The 21,735-nt window shown below is 42.5% G+C and carries 18 protein-coding genes; 14 read left to right on the forward strand and 4 right to left on the reverse strand.

The features are described from left to right. The first annotated feature begins 1 nt into the window (after position 1). The 13 genes from BUW93_RS12335 to BUW93_RS12395 all read left to right on the forward strand — a co-directional run bounded on the left by BUW93_RS12335 (position 2) and on the right by BUW93_RS12395 (position 15,906). On the forward strand, positions 2-1,450 hold the full coding sequence (locus tag BUW93_RS12335) for a glycoside hydrolase family 30 protein (RefSeq protein WP_081212031.1): 1,449 nt from the start codon (positions 2-4) through the stop codon (positions 1,448-1,450). A gap of 30 nt (positions 1,451-1,480) precedes the next feature. Further along, the gene (locus BUW93_RS12340; RefSeq protein ID WP_081212032.1) at positions 1,481-3,193 is read left to right on the forward strand and encodes a SusE domain-containing protein; all 1,713 of its coding nucleotides are present in this window, start codon (positions 1,481-1,483) and stop codon (positions 3,191-3,193) included. A gap of 25 nt (positions 3,194-3,218) precedes the next feature. Then, positions 3,219-4,679, forward strand: coding sequence for a glycoside hydrolase family 30 protein (locus BUW93_RS12345; RefSeq protein ID WP_232778357.1), 1,461 nt, complete (start codon positions 3,219-3,221; stop codon positions 4,677-4,679). An 11-nt stretch (positions 4,680-4,690) separates the two neighbouring features. Next, on the forward strand, positions 4,691-7,006 hold the full coding sequence (locus tag BUW93_RS12350; RefSeq protein ID WP_081212033.1) for a glycoside hydrolase family 3 N-terminal domain-containing protein: 2,316 nt from the start codon (positions 4,691-4,693) through the stop codon (positions 7,004-7,006). 171 nt (positions 7,007-7,177) lie between these two features. Continuing rightward, entirely contained in the window at positions 7,178-8,911 is a 1,734-nt protein-coding gene (acsA, locus tag BUW93_RS12355) for an acetate--CoA ligase (protein WP_081212034.1), read from the forward strand. 2 nt (positions 8,912-8,913) lie between these two features. After that, positions 8,914-9,900 (forward strand): pyruvate dehydrogenase (acetyl-transferring) E1 component subunit alpha, encoded by a 987-nt coding sequence (gene pdhA, locus BUW93_RS12360; RefSeq protein WP_081212035.1) that lies wholly within the window; start codon positions 8,914-8,916, stop codon positions 9,898-9,900. Continuing rightward, positions 9,897-10,883 (forward strand): alpha-ketoacid dehydrogenase subunit beta, encoded by a 987-nt coding sequence (locus BUW93_RS12365; RefSeq protein ID WP_081212036.1) that lies wholly within the window; start codon positions 9,897-9,899, stop codon positions 10,881-10,883. Before pdhA ends, BUW93_RS12365 begins: the two co-directional genes overlap by 4 nt. Beyond that, entirely contained in the window at positions 10,880-12,097 is a 1,218-nt protein-coding gene (locus BUW93_RS12370; protein WP_081212037.1) for a dihydrolipoamide acetyltransferase family protein, read from the forward strand. Before BUW93_RS12365 ends, BUW93_RS12370 begins: the two co-directional genes overlap by 4 nt. Continuing rightward, positions 12,094-12,339, forward strand: coding sequence for an acyl carrier protein (locus BUW93_RS12375; RefSeq protein ID WP_081212038.1), 246 nt, complete (start codon positions 12,094-12,096; stop codon positions 12,337-12,339). The genes BUW93_RS12370 and BUW93_RS12375 overlap by 4 nt, the downstream gene beginning before the upstream one ends. A 542-nt stretch (positions 12,340-12,881) precedes the next feature. Then, positions 12,882-13,628 carry a LytR/AlgR family response regulator transcription factor gene (locus tag BUW93_RS12380; RefSeq protein ID WP_081212056.1) on the forward strand — a complete coding sequence of 249 codons (747 nt, stop codon included), beginning with the start codon at positions 12,882-12,884 and terminating at the stop codon, positions 13,626-13,628. A gap of 118 nt (positions 13,629-13,746) precedes the next feature. Then, complete coding sequence (locus tag BUW93_RS12385; RefSeq protein ID WP_081212039.1) at positions 13,747-14,514, forward strand: hypothetical protein; 768 nt, start codon at positions 13,747-13,749, stop codon at positions 14,512-14,514. An 11-nt stretch (positions 14,515-14,525) separates the two neighbouring features. Next, the gene (locus BUW93_RS12390; RefSeq protein ID WP_081212040.1) at positions 14,526-14,948 is read left to right on the forward strand and encodes a hypothetical protein; all 423 of its coding nucleotides are present in this window, start codon (positions 14,526-14,528) and stop codon (positions 14,946-14,948) included. Between the two features lie 19 nt (positions 14,949-14,967). Continuing rightward, a complete protein-coding gene (locus BUW93_RS12395; protein WP_081212041.1) occupies positions 14,968-15,906 on the forward strand; it encodes an NAD-dependent epimerase/dehydratase family protein in 939 nt (312 codons plus the stop codon). Positions 15,907-16,303: 397 nt separating this feature from the next. Here the strand turns inward: BUW93_RS12395 and BUW93_RS12400 are convergent, their stop codons facing one another. From BUW93_RS12400 to BUW93_RS12415, 4 genes are all read right to left on the reverse strand, one after another. Then, a complete protein-coding gene (locus tag BUW93_RS12400) occupies positions 16,304-17,197 on the reverse strand; it encodes a DMT family transporter (protein WP_081212042.1) in 894 nt (297 codons plus the stop codon). A 17-nt stretch (positions 17,198-17,214) separates the two neighbouring features. Further along, positions 17,215-18,567: a serine hydrolase domain-containing protein gene (locus BUW93_RS12405; RefSeq protein WP_157893321.1), complete on the reverse strand. Its 1,353-nt coding sequence runs from the start codon at positions 18,565-18,567 to the stop codon at positions 17,215-17,217. A gap of 25 nt (positions 18,568-18,592) precedes the next feature. Then, entirely contained in the window at positions 18,593-20,047 is a 1,455-nt protein-coding gene (locus tag BUW93_RS12410) for an alpha/beta hydrolase family protein (RefSeq protein WP_081212044.1), read from the reverse strand. Between the two features lie 156 nt (positions 20,048-20,203). Then, complete coding sequence (locus BUW93_RS12415; RefSeq protein WP_157893322.1) at positions 20,204-20,809, reverse strand: LytR/AlgR family response regulator transcription factor; 606 nt, start codon at positions 20,807-20,809, stop codon at positions 20,204-20,206. A gap of 244 nt (positions 20,810-21,053) precedes the next feature. On the opposite strand from BUW93_RS12415, the gene BUW93_RS12420 reads away from it, so the two are divergent. Further along, positions 21,054-21,440: a MotA/TolQ/ExbB proton channel family protein gene (locus BUW93_RS12420; RefSeq protein WP_081212046.1), complete on the forward strand. Its 387-nt coding sequence runs from the start codon at positions 21,054-21,056 to the stop codon at positions 21,438-21,440. The last annotated feature ends 295 nt before the right edge of the window (positions 21,441-21,735 follow it).

A 21,735-nucleotide genomic window follows, 5' to 3' on the forward strand; every position in this document is an offset into this window, starting at 1 on the left:
AATGAAGCGTTTAATAGCATTAATATTGGCCTTTTCTGTGAGTCTTCTGAATATCCAATGTTCAGAAGACGATCCGGCAACCCCACCCCCTCCTCCACTTAAACCTGGAGGAGAGGTGATTGGGAAAGCCCAGCTCTGGACCACCAATGCAGCAGGAACCCAATTACTGGAAGAAATGCCCACAGTGGATATCTATGAAGAAGCTTTAAGCACAGAGGCTGAACTTATTATCGATCGTACTGAAAAATATCAGGAGATCGAAGGCTTTGGAGCTGCCCTTACCGGCTCCTCTGCCTTTCTCATTAATGAGCTGTCTTCTGGAAAAAAAAGCGCCTTAATAAAGGATCTTTTTGATCCTAAAACAGGTATTGGAATTTCCTATCTGCGGATGAGTATTGGTGCCTCTGACTTTTCCTTGCAGGATTTCACCTATAATGATCTGCCTTCCGGGGAGACAGATTCCAATTTGGATAAGTTTTCCCTGAAGGAAGATGAAAAAGATGTGATTCCGGTATTTAAAGATATTCTTCAGGTTTATCCTAAACTTAAAATTATGGGAAGCCCCTGGAGTGCTCCGGCCTGGATGAAAACCAACAATTCACTTTATGGTGGAAATTTAAAACAGGAATGGTACAATAGCTATGCTAATTATTTTGTGAAATATATCGAAGGCTATGCTGCCCACGGGATAAACATCGATGCGATAACTCCACAAAATGAACCTTTACATCAGGCCCAATATCCAACTATGATAATGGAAGCCGGGCAACAAATTGATTTTATAAAAGACCATCTGGGTCCGCTTTTCCAAAGTGAAGGTATCGAAACGAAGATTATTGCTTATGATCATAATTTCGATGAACCCCAATACCCCATCGCGGTCCTTAGTGATGAAGAAGCCTATACTTATGTAGATGGATCAGCTTTTCACGCCTATGCGGGAGATGTCTCTGCTATGTCACAGGTTCATAATGCTTTTCCGGAAAAAGGAGTTTATTTCACGGAGATCTCCGGAGGGGAATGGGCTACAGACTTTGGTGATAATCTTAAATGGAATATCAAAAATATCTTTATAGGAACCACACGAAACTGGTCAAAAACAGCCTTATTATGGAACCTTGCCCTCGATGAGAATTCTGGGCCCACCAATAATGGATGCCAGAACTGTCGAGGGGTAGTTACCATAGAATCTTCAGGAGAAATAATTTATAATGAAGAATTCTATGCCCTGGCTCATTTTTCAAAATTCGTCAGGCCTGGTGCCAGAAGAATTGCTTCCAATCAACTAAGTGGCGGAATCTACAATGTAGCCTTTCAAAACCCTGATGGTACAATTGCGCTGGTCGTTCTTAATGAAACTTCTTCTAACAGAAGCATAAACGTACAGGCCGGAGATAAATACCTGAAAATAAACAGTACAGCTAATTCAGTATCAACATTTGTGTGGTAATAAAAAAACAAACTATTAAATAACAATAAAATGAAAAAAATAAAAATACTTCTTAGCACAATTCTGGTGCTTGCATTTATTTTTTCCTGCGAAGAAGATAACCTTGACCCTATTGGAGAATGGGATCTTAGTGAGCCTTCTTTACTTAGCACGAACGAAAGCCTGGTCTTAGATGAAGACCAACCCAACGAGACCTTCGAATTCACCTGGGATCCGGCAGTCTCAACCGAGAGATATCAGGTAAGGTATACCCTGATTTTAAGTACTCCGGGAAATTATGAGGCCCCTCTACTTAGTAAAGCTTCCGAAAATGGAGGCCGCGATACCAATGGAAGTTTTACTGCTAGTGAAATCGACCTTGCATTATCTTATGCTGGATATAATGCCGGAACAGAAGTTGACCTGGAAGTTGTAGTACTCGCAAATAGTATTGATAAACAAACTACCGATGCTGCGGAATTAAGTGTAAAACGTTTTGAATCCGAATACCTTCCCGGGCAATTGTACCTTTCTGGAGAGGCCACCGAAGCAGGAACTGATCTTTCACAGGCTTTATCAATGAGATCCCTGAAAGATACCGAAAATAACGCCACCGATGTTTTCGAAATCTATACCCATCTCGAAGCAGGAGCAGCCTTTATGATTTATAGTGAAACTTCCCTTCCCGCTCATACCTATGGGGGTAGCGAAGGAGAACTGGTTAAAAATGGGGATCCGATTATAGTTGATGAAACCGGGGAATACAGATTAACCGTAGACCTTGCAGAAGGAACATACAACCTTCTGAAGATAGAACACTTAAGTGTTGTTGGCGATGTTATCGCTGCCGGTTGGGGTGGAGATGAACCTTTGGAATACATCGGCAATGGCGTTTGGGAAGCTGAGCTTTCTCTGAATTCTGGAGGATTCCTTTTCAGGCTTAATGGCGACTGGGGTTACCTCTTTAAAAGAATTGCCGGCACCCAGAATGAACTTTATATGGAATCCCAGGCAGGAGATGCCGGAATTGAAATTGAAGATATCCCATTAGGTGCTCCGGGAGATTATACCGTTACTGTAAACCTTTCAGGAGATACCTACACCTATTCCCTTGAAAGCAACCAGGTAAGCAATCCTCCTTCTGAAACCCCTGATGCGCTTTACCTTCTTGCCGATGGCGTAGTAGTATTTGAATTCAATAAAGAAGATGATAAGTTTATGTCAGGTACCTATATTCCGTTACAGGCGGAAGTAAGCTATCAACTTAACAGCGCTGAAGACGGTACAGGAACAGCCTACTCACTTGACGGAATTATTGGAGAAACCTCCAACCCTGACGGAGATTCAGCTTTTGGCAGCCTTGGTCTTTTGGAAAGCCCTGGAAATATTTCTCCGGCAAGAGATCAGGCCTATTCCCTGGAATTTAATTTTGCCACGGGAGCGGTAAACTGGAAATATTATAACATAAAATTATTCCATTGGGACGAAGAAGGCGGCGGCTGGGATAGTAGGGACGAGTTCCTTATGACCTATGTGCATCCGCATAAATTTACGACGACCCAGGCTCTGGAAGCTGGTTACCACCTTAAATTTAATTCCCCCTGGGATATTCAGTTAGGTGGGGACGATCCCGATGCCCTGTCCGGAACCATGACCAATGGCGGTCCAAACTTAACCAATATAACAACCTCGGCAACCTACGAGGTGAATATCGAAGTGGCCAATGATTATGAAACCGGAACTTACGAATTCATTTTACAGTAATTAGCCAATACTATTAATTAGACAGATGCCGCTACTATGGCGGCATCTTTTTACCCCTATTGAAATGCACAAACCCTTTAATAAACCAATACTTCTGGTGCTAATGCTCTTTACATTATTAGCCTGTGATCAGAAGAACGAAAAAAATAATAGTCCGGATGAACCGGAAATGTGGCTCACAAGTCTTGATAAAAAATCGCTTCTTGAAAAAAGAGAGCTTACAGCTAGCAAGGAAAATGATTTCAAAGCTCAGGCCACTATTACTGTAGACACCTCCAGGAAATTTCAGAAGATAGACGGATTCGGATATACCCTAACCGGCGGAAGTGCCCTGCATATAAATCAAATGAGCGATGATGCCAGAAATGAACTCTTACAGGAACTTTTTGGTACCGGCAATGATCAGATCGGGGTAAGTTACCTTCGGCTAAGCATTGGGGCATCCGATCTTGATGAGGCTCCGTTTTCCTATAACGACCTGGAAGAGGGAGAAACCGATGCGCAACTTGAAAAATTCTCTCTGGCTAAGGACAGCCTTCACCTCATTCCGGTATTAAAAGAGATTCTGGAGATCGCCCCTGATATTAAAATCCTTGGGTCCCCCTGGTCTCCTCCGGTTTGGATGAAAGATAATGGAGATACCCGTGGCGGCAGCCTTAAGGAGGAATACTATCCGGCCTATGCCTTATATTTTGTAAAATACATTCAGGCGATGGCCCAGGAAGGAATCACAATAGATGCCATCACCATTCAGAATGAACCTTTACACCCCGGGAATAATCCAAGTCTTTTGATGCTGGCAAAAGATCAGGCCGTATTCATTAAAGATCACTTAGGTCCTCTTTTTAAAGAAAAGGGTATTGAGACCAAGATCATCCTGTACGATCATAACGCCGATCGCCCCGATTATCCAATTTCTATTCTGGATGATGCAGATGCTGCACAGTATGTAGATGGTTCTGCATTCCACCTCTACGGTGGGGATATTAGTGCTCTCTCTAAAGTACACGAAGCTCATCCAGACAAGAATCTTTATTTCACCGAACAATGGGTGGGAGCTCCCGGCAATTTCGCACAGGAGATGGAATGGCATACCGAAAACCTTATTATTGGTGCAACCAGGAATTGGAGTAAAAACGTACTGGAATGGAACCTTGCAGCCGATGAAAACCAGCAACCTCACACCGACCGTGGAGGCTGTGATCGCTGCCTTGGCGCTATCACAATAACCGGCGACGAAGTAACCAGAGAACCGGCATACTACATTATAGCCCAGGCTTCCAAATTTGTTCGTCCCGGTGCTGTTCGTGTAGCTTCAAATATACCTGAGAATGTACCCAACGTTGCCTTTCTTTCCCCCGAAGGAAAAGTGGTGATGATTCTTCAGAATAAAAATGAAGAACAAAAAAATATAGTCATCGAAATTGGAGAAAGGAGCTATAATGTTTCCCTCCCTGCAAAATCTGTGGCTAGCCTAAACTTTTAAGAAAAATAACTATGAAAATAAATAAGATAATATTTACTGCTGGAATTTTATTGGCCGGGTTCAATTCCTATGCTCAGGAACAGCCTACTCCTGCAGAAATAGATAAAAAGGCCACCGAATTACTGGGTAAAATGACCCTGGAAGAAAAGGTTGGCCAAATGACCCAGGTCACCCTCGATGTTATTGGAGAAGGGGAAGACATATACTCCAGTTTTGAACCTTTTAATCTCGATAAAGAACTGGTGAGGAAAGCAGTTTCCCATTATAAAGTGGGATCCTTTCTGAACACAGCTAATAACAGAGCCCTTCCAAGGGAAAAATGGTATGAGATCATCTCTGAAATTCAGGAAATTAATTCCGAAGAGAATGAATTGAATATTCCTATCATTTATGGAGTAGATGAGATTCATGGTGCCACTTATACCGTAGGCGCTACCATGTTTCCACAGCAAATTGCCCAGGCTGCCAGCCGAAATCCCGGATTGGTAAAAAGGGGAGCTGAAATAACCGCCTATGAGACCCGGGCCAGCGGAATTCCATGGAATTTCTCGCCGGTATTGGATTTAGGAATGGACCCCAGGTTCTCCCGTATGTGGGAATCATTTGGGGAAGACCCCTACCTCACTTCGGTACTCGGGGTGGCCATGATAGATGGTTATGAAGGTAAGGATAATAATATTGGCCATCCCCACCACCTTGCCTCAACGATGAAGCACTTTTTAGGCTATCACGCGGTAACCTCCGGAAAAGACAGAACGCCGGCCTATATCCCAGATGATGTACTAAGAGAATACCATCTTCCGTCTTTTAAGGCGGCAATAGATGCAGGTGCGCATAGCATTATGGTCAATTCCGGACTTATTAACGGTAAACCGGTACACGCTAATTACGATCTTCTCACCAAACTTCTGAAAGAAGAATTAAATTTTGAAGGCCTGGTAGTTACCGATTGGGCCGACATCGAAAACCTACACCGCAGGGATCGCGTGGCTCAAAATGATAAAGAAGCTATTAAAATGGCCATAAATGCGGGAATTGATATGTCTATGGTTCCTTATGAATATGAGCGGTTTGTAGAGAAGCTTCTGGAATTAGTAAAAGAAGGCGAGGTTAAGGAATCGCGCATCGATGATGCGGTAAAAAGAATTCTGAAAGTAAAACTCGCGCTAAACCTCTTCGAAGTTCCCGTTACTCACTATGAGGATTATCCGAAATTTGGGAGTGAAGAATTTGAGCAGGAGGCCTTCAATATGGCTGCGGAGGCGATTACCCTTTTAAAAAATGAAAGTGATGTGTTACCCCTTCAAAAAGATGTAAAAGTATTGGTGACCGGCCCAAATGCCAACTCCATGAGAACCCTGAACGGGGCGTGGACCTATTCCTGGCAAGGAGAAAAAACACCCGAATTTGCTGAAGATTATAACACTATTTATGAGGCTGTAGCCAATAAACTCGGGAAACAGAACGTGATCTTTGAAGCGGGTGTTAATTATAAAAATGACGGCAAGTATTTTGAAGAAGAAGATGCTGGTATTGCAAATGCTGTAAAACAGGCAGAAAATGTTGAGTACATTTTGTTAATCCTTGGAGAGAATTCTTATACCGAAAAACCGGGTGACCTGAATGATCTCTATATCTCTGATCTTCAAACTCAGCTCGCAAAAGAATTAGCAGCCACAGGGAAACCGGTAATTCTTATTCTTAATGAAGGCCGCCCAAGGATAATAAGCAAATTCGAACAGGATATGGCCGCCGTGGTACAAACTTACCTCCCTGGAAATTTTGGTGGCGATGCCCTGGCCGATATCTTATTCGGAGATATCAACCCTTCCGGAAAACTGCCTTATACCTATCCGCGCTATCCTAATGCCTTGATTCCGTATATTCATAAACCTTCCGAAGAGCAAACCAAAGCCGAAGGAGTTTATAATTACGAAGCCGATTTTAATCCGCAGTATCCTTTTGGGTTCGGACTTAGTTATACCGATTTTGAAGTTTCAGACCTTCAAATCGATAAGACCGAAATCACCCAAAACGATACCTTCACCCTAAGTGTGAAATTATCTAATACGGGAAATCGCAGCGGAAAGGAAGTAGTTGAAGTTTACAGTTCAGATTTGTACGCCTCAGAGATCACGCCCGATGTAAAAAGACTTCGGAAGTTTAGAAAAGTAGAACTTGCTGCTGGAGAAACCAAAACTATCGAATTTAATATCAGTACCTCCGACCTGGCATCGGTTAATACCCAGGGAGAAACAATCGCAGAGCCGGGAGAATTCGAGATATCTGTAAAGGATCTCAAAAAAACTATTCTTCTGAAAGAATAATACTAAAAACACCTTCTGTTGATTAAGGGTTTAACCAGTTTTAAAGGTTAAACCCTTTTTTTATTTTAAATACTAAACCATAACCGAGAATCGGGCATAGCCCCCTGACAAATATCATTGTTTTTCAAAGCTTTGGCGACTACCTTGATAGTCTCAAGAAACTTTAGGGCTATGAATGCTACAGAAAAAAAAGCAGCCTATAACCTCGCCGATTATAACAGCGAAAGAACCTCCTTTTCCTGGAAGAATATTGAAAGTAAACTGGAGCTGGGGAAAACAAAGGGAGGATATAATATCGCGCATCTGGCGGTTGATCGTCACGCCAACACAAGTCTAAAAAGCACCCTGGCTTTCCGGTTTATTCAAAAGGACAGGAGCCCGCAGGACTACAGCTATTCCCGTTTAAAGGAAGAGACTTCAAGATTTGCCAATGTGCTCCGCTCGCTGGGCATTCAGAAAGGGGAAACGGTCTTTTCCCTGGCCGGCAGGATCCCGGCTTTATATATCACTGCCCTGGGAACCCTGAAGACTACAGCCGTGTTTTGCCCACTCTTTTCCGTTTTCGGGCCTGAACCAGTTTTTCAGCGCCTGCATAAAGGAGAAGCCAAAATTCTGGTCACTACTTCTGCTTTATATGAAAAGACCGTAAAACAACTTGAAGAAAGGCTCCCTTTTCTGCGATATATAATCCTTAGCGACCTGGAAGAACATCAATCGGGAAAAGTGCTTTCCTGGTCCCGACTTATGAAAGAGGCTTCTTCCGACTTTAAGATCCCGCCCACGTCACCTGAGGATCCCGCGCTGCTACACTTTACCAGCGGTACTACCGGAATGCCTAAGGGCACCCTTCACGTTCATAAAGCCGTGCTCACCCATTATATCACAGGAAAATTTGTGCTGGATTTTCATCAGGGAGATCTATTCTGGTGTACTGCCGATCCCGGTTGGGTAACCGGCACTTCTTACGGGATTATAGCGCCCCTGGTCAATGGGGTTACTTCTATCATAGATCAGGAGGAATTTGATGCCATGCGCTGGTATGCTATTTTGGAAGAACAAAAAGTAAATATCTGGTATACCGCTCCCACCGCCATCAGGAGGTTGATGCGAATGGAAATAAAACCCCGTGAAAAATTTAATCTGGGTGCTCTGCGCGTAATTTTAAGCGTGGGAGAGCCACTTAGTGCGGAAGCTGTGCTCTGGGGGGAACACAGCTTCGGAATTCCCATCCTGGACAACTGGTGGCAAACCGAAACCGGAGGCATTATGATCGCTAATTATCCTTCCATGCCGGTAAGGCCCGGGTCCATGGGTAAACCCCTCCCCGGAATTGAAGCCGCCCTGGCGGAAGTGACCGAAGATGGATTAAATTTCATAAAAGAACCCGGGAAACAGGGACATCTGCTGCTAAAAAAAGGATTTCCTTCCCTGTTTCGCGACTACCTGCATGAAGAAGAACGCTACCACAAATGTTTTACTGGCGAGTGGTATCTCACCGGGGACCTGGCCAAAAAAGATAGCGACGGGTATTTCTGGTTCATAGGCAGGGCCGACGATATCATAAAAACCAGCGGCCATATGGTAGGCCCTTTTGAGGTGGAAAGCACCCTGATGAGACATCCTGCAATCGCTGAAGCTGCAGTGATAGGAAAACCCGAAGCCTCTATCGGGGAGTTGGTAAAGGCTTTTGTGGTTCTTAAGCCTGGAGAACCTACCAATGAAGAAATGAAACTGGACATTATAGGCTTTGCCCGAAAACATATGGGGCCGGCGGTAGCCCCTAAAGAAATCGAATTTATTGCCAGTGTGCCCAAAACCCGAAGCGGAAAAATCCTGCGCCGCCTTTTAAAAGCCCGGGAACTGGGATTACCCGAAGGTGACACCTCCACTTTAGAACAAACCTGATCATGAAAAATAAAAACAATTTAGATCCGGAGAAAGCCGAAAAACTTCTGTTTCAGATGCTCCTAATGAGAAAGTTCGAAGAGAAGAGTGCTGAGCTCTACACCAAAGAAAAAATAAGAGGTTTTCTGCATCTCTATATAGGTGAGGAAGCAGTAGCCACAGGGATCATACAGGCCCTTAAGCCTGAAGATTATATCCTTGCAACCTACCGGGAACATGCCCATGCTCTGGCACGTGGGGTGGACGCGGGGGTAATTATGGCCGAGATGTATGGCAAACAGGAAGGCTGTAGTCGCGGTCGTGGCGGTTCCATGCACCTCTTTGATAAAGAAAAAAACTTCTTTGGCGGCAATGCAATAGTAAGCGGTCATCTCCCCCTGGCCACGGGTATGGCCCTGGCTTCCAAAAAACTAAAAAGGGATAACATCACGGTCTGCTTTTTCGGCGAAGGAGCGGCAGCAGAGGGGGAATTCCATGAAGCCCTTAACCTGGCTTCGCTCTGGAAAGTGCCTGTACTGTTCGTTTGTGAAAATAACCTGTATGCCATGGGCACTGCCCTACGCTACACTCATGCTGTACAGGAAATTGAAAAAAAAGGCCCTGCCTATGGGATAGAATCGAAAGCGGTAGACGGGATGGACCTGCTAAAGCTAATGGAAGCCGCTAATAAAGCCGTAGAGCAGGTAAGAAGTTCAGGGGAGCCCTACCTGCTGGTGTGCAACACTTACCGTTTCAGGGCACATTCCATGTTTGATGCTGAATTATATCGGGATAAAACCGAAGTTGAAAAATGGAAAAAACGCGATCCTATTCCAAAATTCCGGAAATATTTGCTGAAGGAGAATTTGATAAGCGAGGCGAAAGTTCAGGAATTAGAAAAAAGACTGAATACCGAAATCCAGAAAGCCGTCGACTTAGCCGAAGCAGGAACCTGGGAAGCTAAAGAGGAACTCACAAGATTTGTCTATTCTGAAAACCCTGTATCATGAGTGAACTAAAGAAAATAACATACCGCGAAGCCCTGAAAGCAGGGATAAGGGAAGCTCTTCTCAATGATGACAGGGTATTTCTTATGGGAGAAGATGTAGGCCGCTACGGGGGTGCCTTTGCGGTGAGCAAAAGTTTATTGGAAGAATTCGGGGAAGACCGGATTATGGACGTACCGCTCTCGGAATCGGGCTTTGTAGGAGCGGGTATCGGCGCCTCCCTGGCCGGGATGAAACCCATCGTGGAGGTGATGACGGTTAATTTTGGGCTACTCCCCATGGACCAGATCGTAAACAATGCCGCAACTTTATTACATATGTCGGGAGGACAACTAAACGTGCCGGTAGTGATACGCATGAGCTGCGGGATAGGGAAACAGCTCGCTGCCCAGCATTCCCACAGTTGGGAGCCCTTATTTGCCCATATCCCGGGGCTGGTGGTAGTCTCGGTGGGAACTCATGAAGATGCGAGAGGAATGTTGCATACCGCCCTGGAACATCCCGATCCGGTGATCATTTTTGAATATACTTCTATGCTCAATCTGGAAGCTGAAATACAAATTGATGCCGGGCACACCGATATTTCACGGGCAAAAGTCCGCCGGGAGGGAAAAGATATCTCCATTATCACCTACGGGATCGGGGTTTACAAGGCACTGGAGGCTGCAAAGCGTCTTTCGGAACAGGGCATAGATGCCGAAGTCATCGATCTTAGGGTACTCCGGCCTTTGGATGAGGATTGCTTTATAAAATCGGTTAGCAAAACCCACCGGGCATTGCTGGTAGAAGAAGCCTGGGCCTCTGTTAATATCTCTTCAGAAGTTAGCGCCCGTATTATGGAAAATGCCTTCTATGAGCTGGATGCCCCGGTGAAAAGATTAGGCGGAAGCGAGGTGCCTATCCCCTATCCCCTACACCTGGAGAATGCCTCTGTGCCGCAGGTGGAAGATATAGAAAATGCAGTAATTAAAATACTCAGGCCATGACAGACTTTTTAATGCCCAGCCTTGGGGCCGATATGGAAGCAGGGACGCTGGTGCAATGGAAAAAGAAACCCGGCGACCAACTCACACCGGGAGATATCATTGCCGAGGTGGAAACCCAGAAAGGTCTTATTGAAATCGAGATTTTTGAAGCGGGGATCCTAGAAAGTTATCTCATCGAAGAGGGCGATAAAGTGCCAGTAGGCAGCCCCATGGCAAGACTCAGGCCTGAAGGCAGCTCTAAAAAAACCCCGGAAACACACCCTATTCAGGAAAAAAGCCAGGCCTCCAAGCCTTTGGCAGCTATTTCTGAAAAAACACCTTCAGAAAGCAGCTCTTCCCAAAAGAAAACTTCCGAAGAAATACCGCGGATTAAAATTTCTCCCCTTGCCCGCAGTATCGCCGAAAAAAATGGAATTGACCTATCAAGCATCACGGGCAGCGGGGAAGGAGGAGCTATCATCAAAGCAGATGTAGAAAAGGCCATGGTAGCGAAGGCCGGGGAGCCTGCCGGAAAAGAAACCAGGGAAGCGCCCTCTACCGCAAAAACAATTCCACAGGAAAGCATCCGCACTGCTGTGGCCGCTGCTATGAGCAGGTCCAACCGGGAGATTCCGCATTATTACCTCGAAAAAAGGATAGACATGCTGGCAGCGATGACCTGGTTACAGGAAGTCAACCGGCAACGGAAAATCTCCGAGAGGTTGCTTCCAGTGGTGTTGTTCATCAAAGCGGTAGCCAAAGCCTTAGAAAGCTCTCCTGAACTGAATGGCATATGGGATAATGGCCTGCAAATCCAAAACCAGGTAAATATAGGTTTTGTTATCTCCCTTCGAGCCGGTGGACTGCTGGTACCCGCCATCCGCGACGCCGATCTCAAAAGCCCGGAAGAGATCATGGCAGTATTGAACGAGCTTATCCCCCGGGCCCGCGCCCTGAAACTCCGCAGTTCAGAGCTTAGCGATTCCACCATCACTATTACCAGTCTTGGTGAAAATGGCGCCGATAAGGTGTTTGGAGTGATTTATCCTCCGCAGGTCGCTATTGTAGGTTTTGGCAGTATAATCAATGAGGCAGTGGTTCATGAGGGAATGCTGGCCATACGTCCTGTGGTTCACGTTAGTCTTGCCGGAGATCACCGCGCCACAGACGGGCTCTCTGGTAGCCGTTTCCTGGAAGCTCTTAATAATAATTTACAAAATCCCAACGCCTTATGACTCGTGAACACATCCAATCGACCATCTTTGAGCTCCTTAAAAAGACAGCTCCCGAAACAGATCCCCACAGCCTACGTCCCGATGAAAACATAAGGGAAGCACTTAATATTGACTCCTTTGATGCCCTGCAATTTCTTGTCGCTTTAAATGAAAAACTCGGAATCGATATCCCCGAAGAAGACTATAGCAAGACAACCACACTTGGTTCCCTGACAGATTATTTGGAGCAAAGGTCCCGGTAAAGGGTCAAGCCCGGGATGACGACTCAAAGAAAACCGCATACCCGAAAACGCACAACCGGGAACCCACAACCGGAAAGCGCAGGATGAGATTCCGGGTTAAGCCCGGAATGACGATTTCAACGAAACCGCAGAACCGAGAACGCACAACCGAGAACCGAGAACTCACCACTGAAGAAACCCACTTCTCCCGTCACCCTGAGCTTGACTAAGGACCTTGTTCGCCCGACGTAACACCCCTTGCCTGCTCAAATTTTCATAAATCCGGTTTTGATAAACTGAAATCAAAACTGCCTACAATAAAAAGAATTTCAATCTGAACGTGCCCATTAAACCAAACTCAATTTTTTTTCCTTAAATTAGTAGCCAAGCTTAAGCTCACCCCCAACTAATTCCAATACCTGTTCCCTGCCCCGGGAGATTATTACTAATAATAAGCTTTTTACCAATACCGGTCTATTGTCGTTTTTTAGATGTTTTCTAAAAAAAGAAGTTTTGAATTCCCCACCATAATAGTATTAAAGGAAATTAAATCCCATTGTTCAATGATTCAGCCCATACAGATATTACTAGTTGAAGATGAGATGATTATTGCCGCAACCATTTCCCTGCAACTTACAGAAATGGGCTATGAAGTTTCAGGAATTATACCCCGTGGGGAAGACGCCCTGCACCTGATTAAGAAAAATCTGCCGGATATCGTCCTGATTGACATTCAGCTTAGAGGTCGCTTAGACGGAATTGATACCGCCCGGAAAATGCAGGAATTATGTCCTAATCTTGCTATCATCTATCTTACGCCCAATGCAGACCAGGCAAATTTTGAAAGGGCAAAAGATACCAAACCCTATGCTTTTATTTCCAAACCTTTTAAAAGATTGGATTTACAGCGAACTATAGAATCAACTGTAAATCAGATAAGCTGTAGTATTAAAATCCAGGACCCGGATGTAAAGACCGAAAATTCTACTTACATCCTTAAAGATTGCCTTTTTATAAGACATCATGAAAGCATGATTAAATTGGATATTAAAGCGATTAGGTATATTGAGGCCGAGCGAAATTATAGCAGAATCTTTTGTAGCGAAAAAGAGCATCTGTTAGTATCCTCCCTTAAAGAAATGAATAAAAAACTTCCGCAACAACACTTTTTAAGAATCCATAGGTCATATATTATCAACCTCTCCCGAATAGATGAAATCGCAGGAACCTATGTTGTTATTGCAAAAAAGGCCATCCCCATGACTAAAGCAATGCGACCCGAACTTTTAAAAAGGTTACAAACCATTTAAGGCTTCGGGAAAATAAACAGCCCTTTGGGACAGCATTCCCAGGTATTCGTCCTAAACAACTTGATTTCAACAAATTACAATTCTACTTTAGGTTGCTATTAATCTAAAATAGTATATTATGAATACTCTAAAATTTATGGCCTTATTTATTGCAGTTATAGGCTTAAACACCAATGCATTATTTTCCCAAAACGGTAGTTCCAATCAGGCTTTTTGGATACATGAAGATCAGGTTAAACCCTCTATGCTTAAGGAATATGAAGCCGCTACCAAAGATTTTATCGCGGCCTGTAAAGAACATGATCTAAAAGACTATGACTGGTCTACTGCCCAGGTTAATGGCGGTAATTATTTGAGCATTGCCCCGATTGAAAAAATGGCCGATTTCGATAAGAATCCTCTGGCGCCTTTAGCCGAAAAAATGGGAGAAGAAAAATTCAGAGCCATGTTTTCCCGATTTGATAAAACTTATGACGTACACAAAAATTATATAGTCCATTTAATTAAGGACCTATCTTATATGCCAAATGGCATGGACACCAACACCCCCGGCCAGGACTACAGAAAATGGCACTTCTTTTACGTGACTCCTCAAAATGTTGCTAATCTTCGGAATAAGATAAATGAAATTAAAAACTTATATGAAGAAAAGGGCGCAAAAGAACACTTCAGGATCTATCGCAATGGCTTCGGGACTCCCGGCGATTATTACCTCGCAGTAATTTCGGCAAAGGATGAACAATCCTATGCAAAAATTTCCGATGAAACAGAAACGCTTCTGGGAGAAGAAGGCAATAGACTCTTTGAAGAAATGATGAAATATGTGCATAAATATGAAACTAAAACCGGCCGTATGCGCCCCGACCTGGCGTATACATCTAATTAAAAACAATCACGATGAAAAGCCTGAGATCATATTTTTTCCTTATTTCGTTTGTTTTACTGGGGGTTAGTCCGTCAAATGCTCAGAACACAAATAATCAATTGATCGTGCAGGAGATCTACGATTATTTGCAGGATAAAAATTCCACTTCCCGGGATATAGCCCGCTTAACCGGGAAGATAAAATGGGATGATGAAATCCACCGGAAAAACCTCCCTAAAAAGAACGGGATAAATTTTATCACGGTGCTGAATAATGAATATGGCAGGGTTTTATTCGAAAGGCTGAGCTTTAAGGAAGTAGAAAGAGATAAGGTGGTGGTTACGGGAATAATGAGTGGCCGCCAGGCTACCGAATGTGAATATATCTCCACCAATTTTCAGCATAAATGGTCCTTAGCTTTAGCTCAAGGGCAAATCATCGGCTTTTCTGAATAAGCCTGAACAATGACAAAAAATGAAACGAGTAGGAATTATAGGAGGCTCGGGCTTTATTGGCAGCTATATAACCCGAAAATTTTTAGAGGAAGCCTACGAGGTTAAAGTCTCGGTTACCGATATTAATAAAAGTGAAAAATATAAACATCTTTTCAACCTAAAAAATTCCGATAATCTGCACATCCAGGCCTTAAAAGTAGAACAGTTTGAAGCTCTTGAGAATTTCATCAAAGATTGTGATTTGGTGATCCATAGCGGTACTCCTTTTCAACTCGATGTAAAAGACCCGCAGACGGAACTCCTTGATCCTACAATAAAAGGCACCCAGAATTTCCTCCGGGCTATAAGCGCAGCCAAAGATATTGAAAAACTGGTTTTTATAGCTTCGGTAGCGGCCTGGAACACCAATTTCCCTATGCCCGCCGGCGGTAAAAGCTTTACCGACACCTACGATGAAAATGAAGTAGGCTATACCAATTCTCAGAGCCATCCTTATGCCCGGGCAAAATTTATCGCCAACCAGATGGTAAACGATTTTATAAAAGAAAATCCCCAGCTCCTATTTGAAATAAGCTCCCTTTCCCCGGTAATGGTAATGGGAAGATCACTATCAAAAAGGGAAGATTCGACCTCCACGGGGATGCAGTTTCTTATAAAAAACAACATAGCTCCTAACGATTTTACCCAGGCCCTCTTCGATAATGATGTTCCTTTTGCGGTAGTGGATGTAGAAGATGTGGCAGAAGCAAGCTTCCTTGCGGCCACAAAAAAGGGCCTTCACGGAAAGAATTATTTATTGAGTAGTGAAACCTTTAAAGTATCTGATATTCATGAAATGCTTAATAAAAGGGAGCCTAAGGAAAAAGCGCAGGTTATCTATAAAAACGACCTGGCAAAAACCGATTTGGGAGTTCAATTCAGGCCGGTAAAACAAACCCTCAACACCTATTCAACATAAAAAAGGGGTAAGCCCGGGAGTTATCCTGCTTTTAGAAATCAGTGACCGGGAAAACTTAAATTAATTAAACCCAGAGTTATGAAAAATTTATTAGTCTTAATCGCGGATGAGATTCCGGGTCAAGCCCGGAATGACGATTTCAACAAAACCGCAGAACCGAGAACGCACAACTCACAACCGAAAAAACCCACTCCCCCGTCACCCTGAGCTCGACTCAGGGTCTCATCTGAGTGAGCAACAAAGAACTTCAGAACCCACAACGGAAAATTATTAGGATGAGATTCCGGGTCAAGCCCGGAATGACTACTCCAGGAAAACCGCAGAACCGAGAACCCATAACCGAGAACTGGATAAACCAACTCCCCCTCTAAACCTCAAACAAGAAACAAACCGGCCCCTACTCCCTTTTTGAGATCAGCCCCGAAGTCAGTAAAATTCCCAGGAATACCACTACCATCCCTACCACATCCATAAGCTTAATACGATCTCCAAAAGCCAGCCAGGCCATGAACATGGTCACCGGCGGGCCCAGGTAAAACAAACTGGCAACCCGGGTAGCATCCAGACGTTCGATGAGGCGCCACATGAGCACATAAGCCCCCAGGGAAACCGCCAGGATCAGCCAGATCATCGCATAAGTGAATTCCGGCACCCATTCTACAGCCAGATCTTCAACCAAAACAGCAGGTAAGGCCAGAGCCAATGCTGTTGCCATGCTCTGATAAAAGAGGGTCTGGTCCAGTGGTAATTTTTCCTGTTTGTTCTTTATCTCCATTTTGCGCTGTATCAAGCTAGCGACGGTGATTCCGATAACAGACCCAAGCGGAATAAGATACCCGAAGATGGAACCTGAATCGCCAAAGTCTATTCTGGAAACCACAGTGATCGCCACGCCTATAAAACCGAGTATAAGCCCCAGCCACTGTTTCCGGCTGGTTTCTTCATTGGTAACATACCCCGAAAGTGCGCCCGTAGCCAATGGTTGCAGGGCCACGATAAGAGCTACAATTCCTGCCGGAACATCTTTATCCAGGGCTAGTAACACACAGGTAAGCCAAACCCCATGCGCCAAAAAACCGATTAACATATTTAAAGCGGCTACCTTTAAACCTACCCATCTTAACCTGTTTCTTATAAGCAGGTAAAGCGCCAGTATTACAGTTGCGGCCAGGTAGCGTAAAAAGATCAGGGTATAGGGCCCCGTATAAGGCAGGCCATACTCCGCCCCTATAAACCCGGAGTTCCATAACAGCACGAAACCCACAATTAATAAAATTGTACTTTTTTTCATGAAAGTTCGAATTTTATTCAACCTTTCTCCGGATTTCTGGACCTTTTTCCAGTAATACGATTTCCGTTAATTTCTATAATCATAACTCCTTTTTCAAAAGAGATTTTCAGTTCATCGGTATAGGTAAGTTTTAATGATTTGTTTTCACTGGCTAAAAGCTCATCATCCATGAATAATCTTCCTTCAACCTCATGTAATTTAATATTAGTCTTGTTAATTCCCAGGTGTTTTGTAAGTTCCTCTTTATCGAAAAAATAAGTACCAAAATGTTCTGCAAATAACTCTGGGTTTGCCAATTCATCCTCATAGGGTAGGTCAACACTTGCTCCCTTTGTGCTGAGATACAAATCCCGTAACAATTGTAAAATAGGCGTATTACCCCAATTAGAAGTAATGCCTATAAAACCACCTGTTTCAGGTAACCTTATTATAACACTTTTGGTTCCATAACCGCTGCCTGCTGCAAAATAAATTTTTTCTTCACCAAAATATTTAATACTCCAGACATAAGCTTCAAAATCTGTTTCTCCACTTTTTACATAAGGCTGAAATAATAACTTCGTGTATTCCTTTGAAAGCAGCCTATTGGCTTCCACCGCTTTTATAAATTTAAATAAATCAGAGGGAGTGGAATATAATCCGCCTCCGGCATTATCTCCCAAATGTTTGCTTCTCTGTGCGAACTCCAATCCATTGGAGGTTATTCGGTAGGGCACTGCTAATCTTTTCACCACATTTTTTCCACTATAATAACCGGTATTATTCAGGTTCAAAGCTTCGATAATGTTTTGCTGAAGAAATGCTTCATACCCTAAATCACTTATTCTTTCAATAATGGCTCCTAGTACCGTAATACCAGCATTGGAATATTCATAACGCGCCCCGGGTGTAAACAATAAACTCTGCTTCTCAATTAGATCAAGCTGTTCCTTAAAATTTAAATTTTGATGAGGCTGAATACCCGATTCTCGTGGGAGTCCCGAGGTGTGAGTTAATAAATGGTGTATAGTAATGCTGTCGCCCCATATTGCTTCTAAAGTTGGCAAGTATTCTTTAATAGGTTTATGTAATTCTACTTTATTATCTTCTGCTAATAGTAATATGGCTAATGCTGTGAAGGTTTTTGAAATGGAATTAATGGAAAATCGAGTGTCCCTGGTATTCTTAATATCAAAGCTCCTATTGGCATACCCATAGCTTTTTTCAAATGATACCCGATTATTTGAAGCCACTAATATACTCCCGGAAAATCCATATACATTTTCATAAGCTTCAGCTATTTCATTTAACTTATCTCCTAAACCTGATCCCTGAGTCCAGCCTGTAGTTAGGTATAGCAATAAAAATACTTTCAATAATACGGTTTTCATGGTCACTTAGTTTTTATGGTCTGTTTTAATCAGCTGAAAAGTTTCCTTTAAAAATTGATAATTTAAGTTGCTCATATCTGGAATCCAATGAACTAAAATCTACTTCTTTACTTCTAAGATGCTTATCAAAAAATAAAGTCACTAATTTACTGGTAATTTCAATACCTAACCCGGGCTCAATATCTCCGGCCTGGTTAAGAGCCTCCAACGGAATCATAAAAGGAATATCCATAAAACTGCTATGGCCGGTATTCATTATTTTGGCTTCATAGAAGGCCACATTACTTTTATTGATATATGCATGAGAATTTAGATCTTCTTTTTCTTCTGGCCAGTCTGCTGAAATAAATAGAAAAGGATCATCAAAGCTGGTATCGACAATGCGCCCCCATTGTACCCCATCAATATTTGTTCCGGCTTTTACCCTATCGTTAGTAAGAAGTGTTTCCCCTGCTGCTCCCCCACCTCTGGAATGACCAAATACTCCTATTCGTTCCTGATCTAACTTTCCCTCAAAAAAACCGGATTTATTCCAGGTTTCAATGTTATTAACCACATCTGAGAGATCTTGAGCCCAGCGCTCTATTATATCTTTTACAAAATAATTTTTCAGGCCTTTTCTCACTATAGGATGGCGTTCTTCAAATGAAAGGCCATTTTTAAAAGAAGCTATCACCGGCTCCATATCTTTCCAGGTGCCCGCTTCAATATTTTGGGCATAATTATAATCGAAGTAAACTTCAGTTCCATCAGGAAATGTACTCCCGGTGCTTTCATAAGTATGATTCACTGCAAAGACAACGTAACCCTGACTCACGATTGCTGATAACAAGGCATAATAATTATTAGCCTTGGAATTGTATCCATGGGAAAAAACCAGAACCGGAAATTTTCCATCAGCAATAGTAGCCTTCCTAAATACATGGGTTTCAATTAAATCTAAATAATTAAAAGTAGAATTGGGTAATCCATATTTCTGGGCGAAGCCATGCCTCCCACCTTTATCAATATATGGATCCATTTCTGTACCTCTGTCGTTGGAAGGATACCAAACTTTAACCATCAGTTTGCGGTTGTCAGTTTCATTCTCCGTAATAACTTCTTCCCGGTCCAATTCTAAAAATATATCCCTGGTTCCCACAGCATACGTACCCTTAGGTTCCGGAAGCTCAAAAACAGGTAAAACTGAAGGAAGAAAAATACCCAGTGCTAATAAAAGTATTAGTCCGGCTCCTTTTAAAATTTTGATGGAAGTTCTTGATTGCTGCTTTGAGTGCACCAGTTCATTTACTAAAGCAATCAACCAGATCAAATAAGCAGGGATCATTTGCCATCTATAGCCTTCAAATAAAAAATGAAGCAACACCACAAATACTAATATTCCTATTCCATATGGTCTTTTAATATTTTTCTGGAAAAACAGATTTGAGAGGAGTAAAATAATTGATGTACTTAATAAAATAATTTCAAATACCTGCATGTCTTACATATTTTGATTTATGCAAACAATTTTAGGGATATCCTGAATTTGAACCAATGTAGAATCCATAACAAAACCTGCATTCTACCGATAAAACAAGGGTTCCAGGCGTTTTTGATAGCTATGGGGTGGAAGTTTGAAACTGAAATATTTTATTTAAGATTTTTGCTGAAGGCTTTCTAAAGTTTCAATAGCTTGTTTTTTATAAGTTCTGCTTATAGGAAGAATGATATTTAACATGCTTACTTCGGTAGTCGTAAATGAAGTGACTTTTTCAGAATTTACAAGGAAAGATCGATGAATCCTTAAAAAGCTATTTGGAAGCTTGTTGCTAAGATGAGTGATTTTTTCTCTGGTAATAAATTTTCCATCTTTTGTTATTACTTTCACGTAATCGTTGAGACTTTCTATATAAAAAAGTTCATTTAGTGGTATCACATGATTTTTCCGGTCAACCCGAATGAGGAGACTTTGTTGTTCCTCTCTTTTTTTATCAGATTTAAGGCTGGCTATGAGTTTTTCCTTTTTTTGGAACTGGATAAAAAGCCGAATAAAACTGGTCACAAAAACGATGAGGTACAGTGTTATGCCGAGGGTGAAAATAGAGATACCTTCCAGGTCTACCATCTCTGTGTTTGTTTGCGCAAGGATCACAAAGGAGAATAAGGAGACAAGCATTTCAAAATATAGCGACACCACCAGCATATAAAAGAAATACAGGACAAACTTTTTATACCTCCCGGTAAAAAGGTATTTCGGCACTAAAAACGAATTAAAAAAATATGTAGTTATTATTATAATCGGCAGAAGCAATACGGAAAAATAAAAAGCCAGAAGATGACTTTTCCAACTAAACCCAAAGATTAATGTGAGAAGTACGAGAATTGAAATCCAATAGAAAATATTTAAAAGCCTGTTTTTATTCATCATATTATATTAGAGAATCTCTCTTATATTTGATATATCATTAACGCGGTATTGTTTTTAAAAATTAAGTTTAATAGAAATGATTGATTTATTTTTTAATGGCGGACCAATTTTTATGGGGTTGTTGACCCTTATTCTACTTTCAATTGTAGTGCTATCAGGTATTTCTGTTATCCTTATTTATAACCGCAAAATAAATAATTACCAGCAAACTATTGGCAAGATAAACTCTATAAGATCATTCGGCTTTTTTGCTCTAATTGTCGGACTTCTCGGGCAATTAATCGGGTTGTTTTCTGCTTTCAGGGCTATTAAAATGGGGGAGGTAGAAGCATCAACTTCTCTTTTTTTCGAAGGTTTTAAGATCTCAATGATCACTGCAGTATATGGAATTCTAATTTTTAGTATTTCAGTGCTGGCACATTTTTTACTAAAAAGAGCTGTAAAGGCTTTGTACGCCCCATAATTTATCTTACTTAGATAAAAACTACAATGCTTCTCTGACGCGGGCCAAATTCCTGCCCCTACCTCGCTCCGTCGGAATGACAAGAACACCCCGCTTTATTTGTCATTTCGACCCCTTCGACTACCGCTCAGGACAGGCTCGGGGAGAAATCCCATCCCAGTGAGCAGGAAAAGTTCCTTCGTTTAAAAAACACCCTGCAGTTTCAAAAACTTCAGAACTCATAACGGAAAACTATCAGGATGAGATTCCGGGTCAAGCCCGGAATGACGATTTCAACAAAACCGCAGAACCGAGT

The sequence above is a fragment of the Salegentibacter sediminis genome (assembly GCF_002078605.1).
Classification (GTDB): Bacteria; Bacteroidota; Bacteroidia; order Flavobacteriales; family Flavobacteriaceae; genus Salegentibacter; species Salegentibacter sediminis.

Excerpts from the sequence above, each read along its gene's own strand:
- BUW93_RS12335 (WP_081212031.1), top strand. The coding sequence starts at position 2 with ATGAAGCGTTTAATAGCATTAATATTGGCCTTTTCTGTGAGTCTTCTG.
- BUW93_RS12340 (WP_081212032.1), top strand. The coding sequence starts at position 1,481 with ATGAAAAAAATAAAAATACTTCTTAGCACAATTCTGGTGCTTGCATTT.
- BUW93_RS12345 (WP_232778357.1), top strand. The coding sequence starts at position 3,219 with ATGCCGCTACTATGGCGGCATCTTTTTACCCCTATTGAAATGCACAAA.
- BUW93_RS12350 (WP_081212033.1), top strand. The coding sequence starts at position 4,691 with ATGAAAATAAATAAGATAATATTTACTGCTGGAATTTTATTGGCCGGG.
- acsA (WP_081212034.1), top strand. The coding sequence starts at position 7,178 with ATGAATGCTACAGAAAAAAAAGCAGCCTATAACCTCGCCGATTATAAC.
- pdhA (WP_081212035.1), top strand. The coding sequence starts at position 8,914 with ATGAAAAATAAAAACAATTTAGATCCGGAGAAAGCCGAAAAACTTCTG.
- BUW93_RS12365 (WP_081212036.1), top strand. The coding sequence starts at position 9,897 with ATGAGTGAACTAAAGAAAATAACATACCGCGAAGCCCTGAAAGCAGGG.
- BUW93_RS12370 (WP_081212037.1), top strand. The coding sequence starts at position 10,880 with ATGACAGACTTTTTAATGCCCAGCCTTGGGGCCGATATGGAAGCAGGG.
- BUW93_RS12375 (WP_081212038.1), top strand. The coding sequence starts at position 12,094 with ATGACTCGTGAACACATCCAATCGACCATCTTTGAGCTCCTTAAAAAG.
- BUW93_RS12380 (WP_081212056.1), top strand. The coding sequence starts at position 12,882 with ATGATTCAGCCCATACAGATATTACTAGTTGAAGATGAGATGATTATT.
- BUW93_RS12385 (WP_081212039.1), top strand. The coding sequence starts at position 13,747 with ATGAATACTCTAAAATTTATGGCCTTATTTATTGCAGTTATAGGCTTA.
- BUW93_RS12390 (WP_081212040.1), top strand. The coding sequence starts at position 14,526 with ATGAAAAGCCTGAGATCATATTTTTTCCTTATTTCGTTTGTTTTACTG.
- BUW93_RS12395 (WP_081212041.1), top strand. The coding sequence starts at position 14,968 with ATGAAACGAGTAGGAATTATAGGAGGCTCGGGCTTTATTGGCAGCTAT.
- BUW93_RS12400 (WP_081212042.1), bottom strand. The coding sequence starts at position 17,197 with ATGAAAAAAAGTACAATTTTATTAATTGTGGGTTTCGTGCTGTTATGG.
- BUW93_RS12405 (WP_157893321.1), bottom strand. The coding sequence starts at position 18,567 with ATGAAAACCGTATTATTGAAAGTATTTTTATTGCTATACCTAACTACA.
- BUW93_RS12410 (WP_081212044.1), bottom strand. The coding sequence starts at position 20,047 with ATGCAGGTATTTGAAATTATTTTATTAAGTACATCAATTATTTTACTC.
- BUW93_RS12420 (WP_081212046.1), top strand. The coding sequence starts at position 21,054 with ATGATTGATTTATTTTTTAATGGCGGACCAATTTTTATGGGGTTGTTG.